Source organism: [Bacillus] enclensis (assembly GCF_001456935.1).
GTDB classification, from domain to species: domain Bacteria; phylum Bacillota; class Bacilli; order Bacillales; family Bacillaceae_B; genus Rossellomorea; species Rossellomorea enclensis.
The window spans coordinates 52,669-68,633 of sequence record NZ_KQ758484.1 but is presented as its reverse complement, the minus strand read 5'-3'; the positions used below and the strand labels follow the sequence as shown (position 1 = coordinate 68,633).

General features: G+C 50.1%; 14 protein-coding genes. 12 read left to right on the top strand and 2 right to left on the bottom strand.

Features of this window, described 5'->3' with window-relative positions:
* Window positions 1–19: 19 nt before the first annotated feature.
* The gene (locus AS034_RS13090) at window positions 20–514 is read right to left on the bottom strand and encodes a DinB family protein (protein ID WP_058298821.1); all 495 of its coding nucleotides are present in this window, start codon (window positions 512–514) and stop codon (window positions 20–22) included.
* 168 nt (window positions 515–682) lie between these two features.
* On the opposite strand from AS034_RS13090, the gene AS034_RS13085 reads away from it, so the two are divergent.
* The 4 genes from AS034_RS13085 (at window position 683) to AS034_RS13070 (ending at window position 3,708) form a co-directional block, all read left to right on the top strand.
* Window positions 683–1,246, top strand: coding sequence for a sigma-70 family RNA polymerase sigma factor (locus AS034_RS13085; RefSeq protein ID WP_058298820.1), 564 nt, complete (start codon window positions 683–685; stop codon window positions 1,244–1,246).
* Window positions 1,243–2,262 (top strand): DUF4179 domain-containing protein, encoded by a 1,020-nt coding sequence (locus tag AS034_RS13080; protein WP_058298819.1) that lies wholly within the window; start codon window positions 1,243–1,245, stop codon window positions 2,260–2,262. The genes AS034_RS13085 and AS034_RS13080 overlap by 4 nt, the downstream gene beginning before the upstream one ends.
* 158 nt (window positions 2,263–2,420) lie before the next feature.
* Window positions 2,421–2,741, top strand: a complete 321-nt coding sequence (locus tag AS034_RS13075; RefSeq protein ID WP_058298818.1) for a hypothetical protein — start codon at window positions 2,421–2,423, stop codon at window positions 2,739–2,741.
* Window positions 2,742–2,808: 67 nt separating this feature from the next.
* Complete coding sequence (locus AS034_RS13070; RefSeq protein ID WP_411158752.1) at window positions 2,809–3,708, top strand: YitT family protein; 900 nt, start codon at window positions 2,809–2,811, stop codon at window positions 3,706–3,708.
* Window positions 3,709–4,229: 521 nt separating this feature from the next.
* Here AS034_RS13070 and AS034_RS13065 read toward each other — a convergent pair.
* Window positions 4,230–4,406, bottom strand: coding sequence for a hypothetical protein (locus AS034_RS13065; protein WP_156416145.1), 177 nt, complete (start codon window positions 4,404–4,406; stop codon window positions 4,230–4,232).
* Between the two features lie 138 nt (window positions 4,407–4,544).
* Between AS034_RS13065 and efeO the strand changes: the two genes are divergently transcribed.
* The 8 genes from efeO to AS034_RS13025 all read left to right on the top strand — a co-directional run bounded on the left by efeO (window position 4,545) and on the right by AS034_RS13025 (window position 15,785).
* Complete coding sequence (gene efeO / locus AS034_RS13060; RefSeq protein ID WP_058298816.1) at window positions 4,545–5,411, top strand: iron uptake system protein EfeO; 867 nt, start codon at window positions 4,545–4,547, stop codon at window positions 5,409–5,411.
* A gap of 5 nt (window positions 5,412–5,416) precedes the next feature.
* Window positions 5,417–6,685: an iron uptake transporter deferrochelatase/peroxidase subunit gene (gene efeB, locus AS034_RS13055; protein ID WP_058298815.1), complete on the top strand. Its 1,269-nt coding sequence runs from the start codon at window positions 5,417–5,419 to the stop codon at window positions 6,683–6,685.
* A 21-nt stretch (window positions 6,686–6,706) separates the two neighbouring features.
* Window positions 6,707–8,443 carry an FTR1 family protein gene (locus tag AS034_RS13050; protein WP_244888172.1) on the top strand — a complete coding sequence of 579 codons (1,737 nt, stop codon included), beginning with the start codon at window positions 6,707–6,709 and terminating at the stop codon, window positions 8,441–8,443.
* 1,007 nt (window positions 8,444–9,450) lie between these two features.
* Window positions 9,451–10,641 (top strand): MFS transporter, encoded by a 1,191-nt coding sequence (locus tag AS034_RS13045; protein WP_058298813.1) that lies wholly within the window; start codon window positions 9,451–9,453, stop codon window positions 10,639–10,641.
* Between the two features lie 633 nt (window positions 10,642–11,274).
* Window positions 11,275–12,285, top strand: a complete 1,011-nt coding sequence (locus AS034_RS13040; RefSeq protein WP_058298812.1) for a LacI family DNA-binding transcriptional regulator — start codon at window positions 11,275–11,277, stop codon at window positions 12,283–12,285.
* 196 nt (window positions 12,286–12,481) lie between these two features.
* Window positions 12,482–13,795, top strand: coding sequence for an ABC transporter substrate-binding protein (locus AS034_RS13035; protein WP_058298811.1), 1,314 nt, complete (start codon window positions 12,482–12,484; stop codon window positions 13,793–13,795).
* A 164-nt stretch (window positions 13,796–13,959) separates the two neighbouring features.
* Window positions 13,960–14,859 (top strand): carbohydrate ABC transporter permease, encoded by a 900-nt coding sequence (locus tag AS034_RS13030; RefSeq protein ID WP_058298810.1) that lies wholly within the window; start codon window positions 13,960–13,962, stop codon window positions 14,857–14,859.
* A gap of 149 nt (window positions 14,860–15,008) precedes the next feature.
* Window positions 15,009–15,785 carry a carbohydrate ABC transporter permease gene (locus tag AS034_RS13025; protein WP_058299134.1) on the top strand — a complete coding sequence of 259 codons (777 nt, stop codon included), beginning with the start codon at window positions 15,009–15,011 and terminating at the stop codon, window positions 15,783–15,785.
* Window positions 15,786–15,965: the final 180 nt, after the last annotated feature.

The following is a 15,965-nucleotide window of genomic DNA, read 5'->3' as shown; positions in this document are numbered from 1 at the left end:
GCGCCGGTCTTTTTCCTTCTTATTTCGAAGCGTTCATCGCTTCCCATTCTTCTTTGCTCGGGCCGTACACGCCGGGAACTTTCAGGTCTGCCTGGCGCATGAGGACGGTCAGCTGCCCGCGGTGGTGGGCCTGGTGCTGGATCAGCAGGCGCAGGACGGCCTGGACGGGCATGTCCATACCGAATAGGTTGACCATTTCGTTCATTTTTTCATCAGAAACCTGTTCGGAGACGGCTTCAGCCAGACGGTCGCTTACGAGTTTGTAAGTTTCGCTGATTTCGGATGCAGAAGCAGGGGCTTCTTTTTGAAGATCCGGGGCCTCGAAGCGGATGCTGACTTGAGACGGAAAGTAGAATGCGGCTCCGGTTATGTGCCACGCGACACTCCCGATGCTGTACAGGCCGGGTGCGACCTCTTGTTTCAATGACTCATCCGTGAGGGCGTCGAGCACTTTCTGGGTGACTGCCGCTTCCTGTTTCCATTCCTGTAGAAAATCGTTTACCGTTGTGAACATTGTGAATCCCTCCCATTTCCTTTAGAAGACTTTCGGTCTCATTTTATCATGGCCAGTGACCATTTTGCTTCTTTGAAGTCTCAATTTACATAAACTTGAGAATAATTTCACACGTCGTTCGTTGTACCATATGAAAAAGCTTTTTCAAAAACAAAAGGAGCGGAAATGATGAAAAGTACGCCGGCAAATTTTATCCCGAGGCTGAAAAAAAGGAAAGAAGATGCGCTTGTGTATGTGATTGATACGTATATGCCGCTTGTCAAAACGATTGCGGCGAAGATTCTGAACAGTATGCACGACCAGGATATCGATGAATGCGTCAACGATGTGTTCCTGACTGTCTGGGAGAATGCCCGTCAGTTTCAGGGAGAAGCAGCTGATTTTAAAAAGTGGATTGGCATGATCGCGAAGTATAAGGCCATCGACCGGTACCGTCATGCAAAAAAGCGCAGGGAGCGTGAGAAGTCCGATGTCCTGTTAAAAGAGAAAGCGGGTGCCGCAGCAACGGAAGAATCGGTCATGATGCGTGAAGGTAGAAATGAATTATTGGCTGCTATCAATCGATTGAAGGACGATGACCGGGACATTTTCATGATGAAATATTACTTGGAGCTCTCCAATCGTGAAATTGCGGATCACCTGGGACTCTCGAAAGCAGCGGTCGATAACCGTTTGTACCGGGGGAAGAAGATCCTGGCGACTAATTTGAAATTGAAGGAGCTATTGATATGAGCATGAAGGAATGGATGGAACTCGATGTGGAGCAGCTGGAGTTATCGGACGTGACGGATGCGGAGAAAGAACGGGTGAAACAGCATGTTTTGAAAAAAAGGAAAAAGGCACCGGTATGGCGGCCGGCTGCAGCTGCAGCGGTCATCTTGATCGGGGCGTCTGCTGCGGCGGGCTTTGCGGTGCCGTCAATTGCTTCGCAGATCCCGTTTATGGATGATGTCATCGCGTATTTTCAAAACGAAGACCATGGCGCCTTTGATGAATTCTCCACCGATATCGGTCTTGCCGAGACGGACAATGGAACGACGGTCATGATCGATGATGCGGTCTATGACGGTACGAATATCACGGTGTCGTTCGCGATTGAAACGGATCGGGATCTGGGTGAATCGGTGCAGATGAGCGGGGCGGACTGGTTCGAGGTCGCAGGCTCTAACGGCAGTGCCGGCACCGGCGAAATCACGAAGATCAGTGACACACGCTACGTCGGCCTATCCACGTTCACCCCTCACTTCAAAGACGGCGAAACTCCGGATAAGGTGGACATTTCATGGTCTCCTCAAGGGTTCAGCGGAGTTGAAAAGGATGCTGTGATCAAGGGGGATTGGTCGTTCGATTTTTCATTGGAGCGACTGGAAGGGAAAGAGCAGCTCGTGAATGAAACGGTGAAGAATGAAGAGGTTACGTTCACCCTGAAATCGGTTGAGTTCACGGATGTGTCGACGATCATTTCCTACAGGCAGCTCGTGAAAGGGGATTTCCTTGAAAAATGGCCGAGCGTGACGCCGGTGTTCAGGGTGACGGATGATCTCGGGCATGTCTATGCAGACGGTACGAGCGGACCGGGAGTCTCAACGGATGAGGGGAAAACGTTTGAAGGGACGACGGACTTCGGTGCGATCCGGGACGGGGCCGGGCAGCTCATCATCCAGCCGGTGATCATCGCGAGCCTGACGTCCGGGAAAGGACATGAGAAAATCGAGCTTGATCCGATTGTAATTGAGCTGGGGGAATAGATTTTTTAATGGAAGTGAAAACCGTATCCGGTCGGGGATTCCGGTTTTTTCAGCTTGGCGCACGCCACCGCCGCTTGTTCCGGAAAGTCCAATCCGTTCCCCTGTGGAATGCAATGAGGTATAATTAAATAAGAAGAAATGCGGAGGGAGGTTATCGAGTGAGGAATGTGTCGATCTGGATTTTACTTGTTTGTCTTGCCGGTCTGCAGCAGATCCATGTACTGAAATACGAGGATGCTGCCATGAATGAAGCCGATTTAAAAGTTGATACTTCGCACCTGTCAAATATCGAGATGATTTTTTCTCCAACCTCTTCGTCCCCTCACCACGATGACAGTGCGGCTCCTCTTCCCTTCCATTCAGCCCGGAAAATAAAGTCATATGCACCCGCTGATCAGACATGTTATTCCGTGGACATCTCTCCAGACACACATGGGTTCATAGAAGTCATGATGTATCAGTCCAACTATCTCTCCTGATCTATACATATATTCGACCGTAAACAGATACTTTAATATGAGTACATAGAAACAGGGGGAAGCGACATTGAGTGATGAATCAATCGAACAACAGATAAAAGCTGAATTGCAGCATCCTAAATTAACGAAATTGAAAGTTTTGAAACGGGGAGTCTTCATCCTGCTGGGAGCCATCATGATGGCGCTTGGAATCGAAGTGTTCCTCGTACCGAATTTGATCATGGACGGCGGGATCGTTGGAATCTCGATCATTCTTTATAACCTGACCGGTATCGGCATCGGATTATTTATCTTCTTACTGAACATCCCGTTTTTCTTCATTGGTTACAAGCAAATCGGAAAAACGTTCGCGATATCCACATTATTCGGAATTACGATTTTATCGCTTGCGACGAGTTATCTGCATCATGTCGCGGCGTTTACGCAGGATGTGCTGCTGGCGACGGTCTTTGGCGGAATCGTGCTCGGCGCCGGGGTGGGATTGGTCATCCGGTACGGAGGTGCCCTTGACGGCAGTGAGATCCTGGCCATTCTTTTAAATAAAAAATTCCCTTTCTCAGTCGGGGAATTCATCATGCTTTTCAACGTGTTCATCTTTGCATGGGGCGGTTTCGTCCTCGGATGGGACCGGGCGATGTACTCGGTCCTCGCGTACGTCATCGCCTTCAAGACGATCGATATCGTCATCGACGGCTTCGACGAATCGAAATCCGCCTGGATCATCAGTGACAAACACGAGGACATCGGGGACGCGATCATGGCCCGGCTCGGGCGCGGGGTCACCTACCTGAAAGGGGAAGGCGCCTACTCAGGTGATGACAAAAAAGTGATCTTCACCATCGTGACCAGGCTGGAAGAAGCCAAGCTGAAGTCGATCGTCGAGGAACTGGATCCGTCGGCGTTCCTTGCTGTAGCGGATATCAACGAAGTCCGCGGCGGGCGGTTTAAGAAGAGGGATATACATTAATAGCGGCTTTAATTTATCGGGCCGATCTGGTGGAGGGTCCCCCTGCTTGTGGAAGCAGGGGGGCCTTTTTTGGTGTGCCCGGCATGTGCACCCGCTTTAGGGTTCAATTCCCGAACGGTTAAGGTCGTTGTAGCCGCCGTTAGCTGAAGGCAAGGGTGTCCGGTTGGATGGGGTTAAGCCGGGGGGACAGGTACGGTGGCCCATATCATGGGTGGAGTGAGCCGGAGGACAGGTCCCGTGACCATATTATGGGCAGATTTTTCGATTTGATAATAAAATCTTATTTTTGATAATAAATGGGCCGTTTCGGTTTGATAATATATTTGGATTTTTGATAATAAAACCATCGTTTTTGATAATATATCTATTTCCAGCAGGTTTGCAGCATCAAACGGTACCGGTTTTTTAATGGAAAAGGTGGGTGAGATCCACTACATTACATAGATTGGCTTGAAAACAATGGGTTTGGGCATAATTTAAGCAGTTTTTGAGAGTTTTTTATAAAAAAAGCTTTTGACAAATCATGGTTTTGCCGGGGAGAAGGCTAGTATGTTGAAACGGGCGGGAAACAGACAGGGAGCCGCTTTCGGCTTGACCGCGGGGACAGGAACCGCGGCACGGCGGGTGAAGGTACCTGTCCCCCCGATCCGCTTCCGGCCAAGCCCGGCCCCTGAACCGCCCGACCCGCTAAACAGCATCCGACCGCCGCCGGACCGAACCTCGGCCACGCGTCCACCACCCCCGATGTGAAAGCGTTTGATAGCATGTTGACATATCAATTGAAAATGATTATCATTAACGTTGATATTATACGATGATAGGAGTTATATATAAATATGAAAAAATTAGTTGGTTTTGCGAGTATGGTAGTTTTATCGGGAAGTCTTCTGGCTGGCTGCGGGGATGAGGCATCCAGTACGAAGAAGGAAGATACAAAGGCTTCAGAGCAGACGCAGCAGGCGGCTACGCTAGACAGTGAAGTGGCTGCATATAAGGACTTCGCGACGGAGCAGCTCGATCAGTTCGTCATCGAGACAGAGGCGTTCGTTGAAGCGGTGAAAGCCGGGGATGTTGAGAAGGCCAAGGAATTGTATGCTCCGGCGCGTATGTATTTCGAGCGTTCCGAACCGATCGCCGAGAGCTTCGGGGATTTGGATCCGCGCATCGATGCGCGTCTTGCCGATATCCAGGATGAAGGGAAAGGCGAAGAGGAGTGGTCCGGATACCACAAGCTTGAGTATGCGCTTTGGGAAGAAGGCACGACTGAAGGGTATGAAGAAACGGCAGACCAGCTGTTGAAAGATGTGAAGGAACTTCGTGCGAAAGTGGAGACGGTGGAAGTGACGCCTGACCTGATGATCACGGGAGCGGTCGACCTTCTGAACGAGGTATCGACCTCGAAGATTTCAGGGGAAGAGGAAATCTACTCTCATACGGACTTATATGATTTCAAAGCAAACGTAGAGGGTGCAGAAAAGATTTTTGCTATTTTCAAAGATGAACTAGAGAAGAGAGACAAGGATCTTGTCAGCACATTGGAAAAGAATTTCGCCACGCTTGATGAGCTTCTTGCAAAATATGAAGATGGTAACGGCGGATATGTATCGTATGAAAAATTGACTTCAGAAGATACGAAGGCCTTATCCCGTGCGGTTGATAATTTAGGGGAGCCTCTAAGTCAAATTGCCATTGTAGTGGAGTGATCTGAATGAGCAGCGAAGAGAAATCAATGTTACAGACTCAAATTTCAAGGCGAGATATTTTAAAAATAGCAGGCGTCGGCGGAGCCGGGGTGCTCCTTGGAGCATCGGGGCTCACCGGTGTCCTCACGGCATTCGGTGCCAATCCGTTTGTTGATGATGACGAAACCGTTGACAACAAGGTCAATTTTTACGGAAAGCATCAGTCGGGGATCCTGACGAAGAATCCGAAGCATGTGTACTTCGCTTCGCTGAATTGCACGGCGGGATCAAAAGCCGAATTGAAGGAACTGTTCAGATTATGGACGACCTACAGCGTCAGCCTGATGAACGGGCAGCTGGTCGGACCGAATTCGGCCAATGCGCTGCTGCCGCCTCCTGATACAGGGGAAGCGGCCGGGCTCGACCCGGCACATTTGACGCTGACGTTCGGGGTGGGACCGAGCCTTTTTGAAAAAAAAGAACTTGGCCTCGCCCACAAGAAACCGGCTGAACTCAAGGATCTGCCGCACTTCCCGAAGGATCAGCTGGATCCTCGCTATGTCGGAGGGGACATCTGTGTCCAGGCGTGTGCGGATGATCCGCAGGTCGCGTTCCACGCGGTCCGCAACCTGATCAGGGCTGCCCGCGGGAAAGTGACGCTGAAATGGTCGCAGACCGGATTCAATTCCTACAAGCAAAAAGGGAAGAAGGTGGAAACGCCGCGGAACCTTTTTGCCTTTAAGGACGGGACAGGCAATCCGGACACGGATGATGCGAAAGAAATGGATAAGGTGGTATGGGTGCAGCCCGGCCAGTCGAAAAGCTGGCTGACGGGCGGGACGTATCTTGCCGTCAGAAGGATCCAGATGCATGTGGAAACGTGGGACCGTACGTCACTCAGCGGACAGGAAGCAACGTTCGGAAGGCATCGTGACACTGGTGCCCCGCTTGGGAAGAAAGGCGAGTTCGATGAAGTGGATCTTGAACTCAAGGAGAACGGCAAACCGGTCGTCCCGGAAAATTCCCACGTGGCACTCGCGCGTAAGGTGAAGGACAGGATCCTGCGCCGCTCCTTCTCGTATTCGGATGGAATCAACCCGGATACAGGGGCGTTTGATACCGGGCTCTTGTTCATGTCATTCCAGCAGAACCCGAGTCAGTTCATCAACATCCAGAAAAGCATGGGACGTGCAGATAAATTGAATGAATACATCACCCACCGAGGCAGTGCCCTTTTCGCTTGTTTCCCGGGCGTGAAAAAAGGAAGCTTCCTTGGTGCTGAGTTGTTTAACTAGGAGATGGGCGCATTGAAGAAAGTGACAATACTGATCAGCCTGATCGTGCTGATGATGCTTTCGCCTTTGCAGTTTGCATCGGCGGAGGAAAACTACAGTGATTTATATATTTCTGTCGGCGACGCCATCATGAAGGTCAAGGCAGATGACTGGGACAGCGCTGAAAAGCTTGTCGCACAGTTGAGCAGTGACTGGGAAAAGGCGGATGTTCCCGAAAACGAGACATCGAAGAAGGTCGGAGACTCTATTTCCACCCTCGATGACCTTGTGAAGGAACGTGAAAAAGAACCTGTACTGGACGCGTTATCAGACGTTTCCCACAGTCTGGTCGCCCTCGAGAAGGAACAGAACCCTGTCGATCAGGAGGAACAGCGCGGCCAGGTCAAGGCAGCCCTGACTCCGGTCCTTGACGAGATGGGACAGTCAATCGAGGCGAAAGACGCTGACCGTGCGTATGAGAGCTACCAATCATTCCTGTCTGCCTGGACGAAGAATGAAAAGATCGTCCGCTCTCAGAGCATCCCTTTCTACGGGAAAATCGAAACGCAGATGGGATTTCTGCGGATCGCCCTGACACAGGATGAAAAGGATTTTTCAAAAATCGAAGGAATCTATGGCGAGCTGAACTCGGCAGTCGAGGATTTTGCAGCAGGAAAGAACCTTAAGTCCGATAACCAGAACTATTCCCTGGATACGCTTGTGAGCCTGCTCGAGAAAGCGAATCAATCGATCGATGATGGGAATCCGGAGGGGGCAGTGCCTCACCTCGAGAAATTCCTGAGTGTCTGGCCTTCTGTAGAAGGGGATGTCAGGACGAAAAATGGCAGCCTCTATACGGAGCTTGAAAACAATATCCCGGTCCTTGCCGGAAAGCTTTCTTCTGAAAACGCAGATGTAGACGCGATTCAGAGTGATCTGACAAACTATCAAAAATCGATTGTCCTCCTGCAGGACAAAACGAATTACAGCGTCTGGGATGCAGCGCTGATCATGCTTCGCGAGGGACTGGAAGCACTGCTTGTCGTGACCGCCCTCCTTGCCTTTTTACGAAAAGCGAATGCCGCTTCACAGCAGAAGTGGATCTGGGCCGGCGTCATTGCCGGTGTCGGGATGAGCGTTGTGGCAGCCTTCATTTTGAGCACGGTCTTTTCGACCGCCACTGCAGGCGCCAACCGCGAAATCTTTGAAGGCATCACCGGAATCGCGGCCGTATTGATGATGGTCGGAGTCGGTATGTGGCTTCACCAGAAATCAACGATGAAAGCATGGAACCAGTACATCCAGAAACAGATGGGAACGGCCCTTTCGACGGGCAGCGTCCTGTCGCTTGCGTTAGTCAGCTTCCTGTCGATCTTCAGGGAAGGTGCCGAAACAATCATCTTCTACATGGGGATCGCACCATCCATCAGCACTGGGAAAATGCTTGCCGGCATCTTGATCGCCGTCGGAATCTTGGCAGTCTGTGCATTCGTACTCATCCGATACAGCACGAAGATCCCGGTGCGCCCGTTCTTCAAGATCGCCACATTCCTGATCTATTTCGTGGCATTCAAAATACTCGGCGTCAGCATCCACGCGCTGCAATTGACCGACAAGATCCAGTCGACTCAATTGAACAGCCTGCCAATCGTGGACTGGGCGGGATTCTATCCTACACTTGAAACGATGATCCCGCAGATCGTCCTTCTATTGGTCTTTGCCGTTACAGCAGTGAAGATCGAGAAGGGGGACCGGAAGCAGGAGAACCGGGCGGCTTAATTCGGCTGCACGGTTCGGCTGCACGGTTCGGCTTGCTCGTTTCAGGTCCGATTCAGTCTCATCGGCTCTGTGGTTTAAATCGGACCAGCCAGCGGGCCTGCCTGCCGGTTCGGCTGGTCGATGGCGGGTCGGAAGTGGGTCGGGGGGACAGGTACCCTGACCCATTTTGACGGAATGAATGATATGGGGCCCGGTCCCTGGTACGCTTTTTTGGAGTGTGCCGGGGGCCGGGTTTTTTGTTTTGTCTTTTTGGGATTTGAAGGCTGGGGTTTGTGGCCGGGGCTGGTGTGCCAGCGTTGTCTGACGCGGCCGGTGCAGACGCCGCTAGATTAGAATGATTCTCAAAGGATCATATATTTCGAATCAGGATCATATTTTTCTGAAATGGATTATAAATTTCGATTGAGGCGCGTATTTTTTGTCGAATGGATCATAAATCCTGAAAATGGATCATAAATGCTGACGGCACCCAAATTTCCATTATACAGACAGTCATTTATACAGAAGAATTGGTTCAACTTAACCGGATCCAGTCAAAATAACAAACTTTTCAACTCTATTTGGGCAAAACGGTGCTATAACCAGTGCCCCGCGCTCCAATTTCCCCTTGCTGTAAATTCCCAACCATCTTATAATAAAAGATAAAAGAGAATCTTAAACAAAAAAGGAGGGAAACTCATGCAATCGTTCACTGTAGACATCAGGGCCAGGAAGAAATACCTTGTTTTCATGATGTCGATTTTTGGATTTTCAGCTGCCAACGGGACAGGTCTGTCTATTTTTAGCTGAATATCCATGAACGATGTATGATTTCCTGAAAATAGCGAAAAGCCGCAGGGGATGATGCCCTGCGGCTTTTTTTATGATTTGAGAAATGCGCTGCACCAGTGACCCTATCATCATGACGATTCGGTCAGTCCAGGCTTCAGAAGCCGGACGCCTTTGTGGGGGCTGAAAGGGCGCCGCCGCATTTCTCAAGATTTTTGTTTAAGAGAGGACGACAACCAATGAAAACGAAAAACAACATATATTTGCTCTATTTTTATTTATTCTTTGCACAGTTATTTTTTGACCGGGCGCTTTGGGTCATTTATCTCGGCGACAAGGGCATGACCTTCGGTGAAATCGGGTTGCTGGAGGCACTGCTCCACCTGGCGATCGTATTATTCGAGGTGCCGACGGGGATGATTGCCGATTTATATGGGAGGAAGATCAGCCTGATCATCGGGAATCTGTTCAGCCTCCTATATGCGCTCTTGATGCTGGTGAGCGGCACGTTTACGGTGTTCACGCTCGCATTCCTGTCGATGGGGCTGATGGTCACTTTCCATTCGGGGGCCGAGCAGTCTTTTGCCTATGACACATTGAAGAATGCAAAGCGGGAAGGAGAGTATACGCGGATCATCGGGAGCATGACGGCAATCTCACTGCTTTCACTGAGTTTGGCAAAATTCCTCGGCGGCTTCATGGCCGAGATCAGCTGGGAATGGGTGTACGGCTCCACAATCGTCACCCACGTGCTGGCCGTGATTCCGCTTCTTTTCATGAAGGAACCTGAACGTGAGAAGACGGAGGATATCGGCGGGCGCTGGTATAACCAGTGGGTGCATCAGTTCAAGCTCGGGGTGAGGGTCTGGAAAAACAACCGGGTCATCCACCGGCCGGTCGTGCTGTTCATCCTGGCGAGTGCGGTGATGGTCATCATCGTGTTTTACGGACAGGAATATTTCATTCAGCTCGGATTTTCGTCCGTCGTCGTCGGGGCCATCTTCACGATCGAAGGACTGCTCGGCGTCGTGATGGCGAAGATCGCGTACAAGGTGGAAGCGAGGTTCAAGTTTTTCAACATCCTTCATTATGGATTGGTGCTGTTCCTCTTGTTCTTCATCCTGTTCATCTTTGCGAACGACTGGGCGATCCTGCTGTCATTCCTGTTCCTCGCTCAGCTGTTGAGTCTGTTCGAACCGATCTTCAGCTCATTCGTGCAGGGATTCCTGGAAAGCAACGTCCGCTCGACGTTCCTGTCGCTGATCGGGCTGATGGAAAGCTTCGTGATCATGATCAGCTTCCCATTGTTCGGCTATGCGATCGAGCGCAGCGGGTTTACCGATGGCTTTGCAGGCTTGCTGCTGATCTTTTTTGTTCTGGCCGTCGGGTATTTGGTCGCTGGCCGGCTGCGGGTGAAAAGGAAGGGATGATTTGTTAACCCCTTTTTTGGTGAAAAGCTGCCTTCGTGCTTTGGTGCGGGGGCGGCTTTTCTTTTTGGAGTTCTATTGGGGAAGGGGGGAGGCAAACGCGGCAAAGATGAAAATGAGTTAATTGAAGGGTGAAAATTCACGGAATGGGTCGGTTTTTTTAAAAAAACTAACTAAACTACTAGAGTATGTCTGTTTACATGGGATTTGAGGGCGAAACAAGCGTTGGGATGGGTCTGCGGATTGATATATTATCAAAAACGGGCAGGATATTATCAAAAATCCAATTATATTATCAAAAACAACTCTTTTATTATCAAACCGAAAATCCCAATATATTATCAAAACCGGTTTTTAGCCGTTATGGGGGCCACCGGCAGCGAGCATGATCAATGATTGATAAAATGGTAGAAGGGAAAAGTGGGTCAAGGTACCTGTCCCCCCCCGACCCGCCCCCGCAACTCGGCCGCACAACCCATCCCGATCCCGCAACCCGGACACAACCCGCTGCAACAATCACGCCCCAATCCCCCCAAAACAATCCAAACAAAATTTTTTGAAAATTCTATTGCGCATCGATTTTTTCTGGGCTATAATAACATCAACGAAAGCGCTTTCGATGAAGAGGGGACAACGATGGTTACGATTTATGATTTGGCGAAGAAAACTGGGGTTTCCAGTACGACGGTATCCAAGGCTCTTAATAATTACGCGGATGTGAGTCCGAAGACGAAGCAGAAGATCCTCGATGCGGCGGCGGAGATGGGTTATCTCCCGAATGCGCATGCACAGTCGCTGTCTACGAAGAAGTCGTGGACGATCGGTGTGATGTTCGCCGAGGATAATGAGGTGGGGATGAAGCATCCTTTCTTCAATGCGATCATTGAGAGTTTCCGCAAGTACGTGGAGCGTGAAGGCTATGATCTGATCTTTGCCTCACGGAATCTGCGCAAGCGGGATACGAGTTATCTGGAACACTTCTTATACCGCGCCGTTGACGGGATTGTGGTCATTTGTTCAGACCCGAACGACCCTCAGGTGCAGGAGATGATCAACAGTCATGTACCGATCGTGGTGATCGACATGACGAAGCAGAATTGCAGTGTCGTCTACTCCGATAATATCGAGGGCGGCAGGCTTGCCGTGAATTATCTTCATTCACTGGGTCATTCGAAGATCGCCCATATCTCAGGGGATCCGGGCATCGATGCCGGTGCACAGCGTATCAAAGGATTCAAGAAGGGCATGAAGGAAGCGGGCCTTCCGATACGGAAGGAATTCGTGGTGAACGGCGGATTTTTCTCCATTGAGGAAGGAAAGAAAGCGATGAATACGCTACTCTCGCTCGAGGACCTGCCGACGGCTGTATTCGTATCCGGTGACCATATGGCAATCGGGGCGATGGAAGCGATCAAGGAAAAAGGTCTCAGGATTCCTGAGGACATTTCGATCATCGGCTATGATGATATTGACATGGCATCCTACGTGACACCGAAACTGACGACCGTCAGGCAGGACACCGACAAGATCGGTGAACGGGCCGGCGGAATGCTGATCAAACAGATGGATTTGAAGAAGAAGTTGAAGACGACGGACATCATCCCGGTGGAGCTCATCATCAGGGAGTCCTGTACATCAATTAAATAGTGCCTGGACTCCAGGCACGAAAAAATTTTTTAGGTGATTTCGAAACCGGTTTCGGAAAGAGTTTCCAGCTGTTGATTTCCGTGTAAGACCTTACCGTTTTACAGGGAAATCAACAGCGGCACCGAAGATTTTTTTACAGGTTTTACCGAAACCGATTTCGACCACATATATCCATAAAGGACAAAGGGGGATAAACATGAAGAAGTTTCTAGCATTATTTATGACAGCGGTCCTGCTTGCAGGGGTGCTTGCCGGCTGTTCCGGGAGCTCCGAGTCATCAGGCGGCAAGAAAGACAAAGATGTTGATTTGAAGATCTGGTCATTCACGGATGAATTGAAGAAGCCGATCACGAAGTTTGAAGAGAAGAATGGGGTCAAAGTGGAACTGACAATCGTTCCGATCGCGGATTATCCGACGAAATTGAAGCCGGTTCTTGAAAGCGGTGTCGGAGCTCCTGACGTGTTCACAGGGGAGATTGCATTCCTTAAACAATGGGTGGATGCAGGATACTGGGAAAACCTTTCAGAGGATCCGTACAATGTTGAAGAAATCAAGGATAAATATGTACCGTATGTATTCGATTTAGGAAAAGACAAAGATGGAAATGTAAGAGCCCTTTCTTGGCAGACAACGCCTGGAGGAATTTTCTATAGAAGAAGCATTGCAAAAGAAGTGCTTGGAACCGAAGATCCGACAGAAGTCGGCAATATGATGGCATCGATGGACGGCGTGTTTGAAGTAGCTGAAAAGATGAAGGAAAAAGGCTACAGCATGTTCCCGGATGAAGGTGCGATGCGCTGGTTCTCACAAGGCGACAATCCGCAGCCATGGGTGAACGACAAAGGCGAATTGCAATTGACAGACCAAAAGAAAGAGTTCATGGATCATGCGAAGACCCTTCGCGAGAACAGCTATACGGCTCTTGCTGCCGAGTGGTCTCCATCATGGTTCGAAGGCATGGATAAGCCGATCAAAGTGAAGCAGGACGGAAAAGAAAAAGAAACTCAAGTATTCTCATATGTCCTTCCGACATGGGGACTTCACAGCGTATTGAAAACAAATGTTAAAGAAACAAACGGCGACTGGGCCGTTACAAGCGGACCGAGCCCGTACTTCTGGGGCGGAACGTGGTTAGGTGTTTACAACAAATCAGAGAACAAAGAACTTGCGTATGATTTTGTGAAAATGATGACACAGGACGATGAATTCCTGACAGAGTGGGCGAAGGAAACAGGAGATGTCCTTGCCTACAATCCGGTAACGAACGCAATCAAGGATGACTTCAGCAGTGAATTCCTTGGCGGACAGAACAACTACCAGTTCTTCCTGGAGCAGGCGAAAGAAATCGAGCCTGGAATCGTCACGAAATATGACCAGCAGCTTGATACGTTCTACGGAAATGCCGTTCAGCAATATGTAGACGGCAAGAAGTCTAAAGAAGATGCAATTAAAGAATTCTATCAAAAAGCACAGAACGCGTACCCTGACTTGAAGGTACCGAAGAACTAAATTTAGTAGAAAGAGTGCGTCGAGGGGAAATGCTGCGGGGCCGGCCGGTGAACATTCAGCGGCCGTATCCGGCACTTCCGCCTGGCGCATGACCATACAAAAAAGGCAGGCGGCCGAAGTCTTGGCCGCCTGCAAAATCCAAGATAACGAAGGGGGCTCGGGGAATGAAAAACGTCAATAAATACGGCTATTTCTTCATTGCGCCGTTCTGGATCATCTTTTTGATCTTCAGTATTTATCCCGTGGCACTTACATTCTATTACAGCTTCACAAACTATACAGGAAGCGGCGTCGCGGAAGTCGTCGGCCTCGCCAACTATAAGCGGTTATTCACGGATACTTATTTTGTGGAAGCCTTTTTTAACACATGGAAGATCTGGGGAGTCAACTTCATCCTGCAGATCGGACTGGCTCTCATCCTGGCATTGATCTTTTCTGATATGAGAATGAAGTTGAGGGGACTCGCCTTCTTCAGATCGATTTTCTATCTGCCAAATTTGATCACCATCAGCTCGGTCGCCCTGCTGTTCGGTATTTTACTAGATTGGCAGCACGGCTCATTAAATATGATTCTTCTAAAAATTGGTCTTATATCAGAACCGATAAACTGGCTTAACGAGCCTGCCACCGCCCAGCTGTCCGTCTCGCTCATCCTGACGTGGATGTGGTTCGGCCACTCCTTCATCGTCGTGATGGCGGGGGTGTCGGGCATTTCGAAAGATTACTATGAAGCGGCACTGATCGACGGGGCCAACCGCTGGCAGACGTTCACGAAGATCACGCTTCCGCTCTTGAAGCCGATCCTCCTGTACATCATGATCACGTCGCTGATCGGGGGTCTCCAATTGTTCGACCTGCCGATGCTTTTGACCGACGGAATCGGGTCGCCGGACGGCTCGCTGAATACGATGGTGCTGTATTTATACAACCAGGCATTCAAGTATAACAATTACGGCTATGCTTCTGCAGTCGCGTACGGATTGTTCGTCATCACCCTGATCTTCTCGGCGATGGTGTTCAAAGGGATGTACCGAAATGAACGCAAGCAGACAAGGCAGGTGTAGGAAAGATGTTAGGAAAAACAGCAGTCGAAAACGAAGTGCAGTTCGAAGAAGAGGTGAAGGACCCGAACCCGGGGACCCTCCCTCAGGAAACAAAGGAAAAAAAGAAGGGCCGCACCGTCAAAAGCATCATCTACATCGTGCTGTCCGTGATGGCGGTCGTCTGTTTCATCCCGTTCCTGATGATGCTCGTCAACGCGACGAGATCGAATGAGGCGATCCTGTCGGGATTCACGCTGATCCCGGGCACCGCCCTCATGGAAAACTACCGGACGATGATGGAATACGTCAACATCTGGGCCGGTTTCAAGAACAGCCTGATCATCTCCGTGCTCGTGACGGTCCTGTCGGGATACTTCTCGGCGCTGACCGCGTACGGATTCGCCTTTTACACATTCAAGGGGAAGAACTTCCTGTTCGTCTTCATGCTCGTCATGATGATGGTGCCGGGACAGCTCGGACTCATCGGATTCTACGAACTGAGTAAGAACCTGGGAATCCTGGATACTTACATCCCATTGATCGTGCCGACGATCGCCAGTCCGTTCGTCGTGTTCTTCCTGCGACAGTATATCCAGACGACGCTGCATCCCAGCCTGATCGAAGCGGCAAGGATCGACGGCGCAAGCGAGTTCAAGATTTTCCACACAGTGGCGATTCCGATCATGATGCCGGCGATTGCGACGATGTCGATCTTCACCTTCATCGGTTCATGGAACAACTACATCATGCCGCTCGTCATCCTGTTCTCGCCTGAGAAATACACACTGCCTGTATTGATGGGTTTCCTAAAAGGATCACAGGTGGCACAGAATCTCGGAAGCATGTACCTGGGAATCGCGATTTCAGTCGTACCAATCATGATCGCATTCCTGTTCCTATCAAAATATATCGTCAACAGCATCTCTGCTGGATCAGTCAAAGAATAAAGGGGACGGTTGCGGCCGGTCAAATATCCGATTCTTTTGGAAGCGTCCGGCCGGGCTCACTCGCTTCAATCTGGAAAAATGGGGACGGTGCATGTGTATTAGGCACCGCCCCTGTTTTTCCCTGCATACACAAACAGGAAGTGCGGAGACGGTTCTCATGCTTCGGAAGCAGCAGAACCG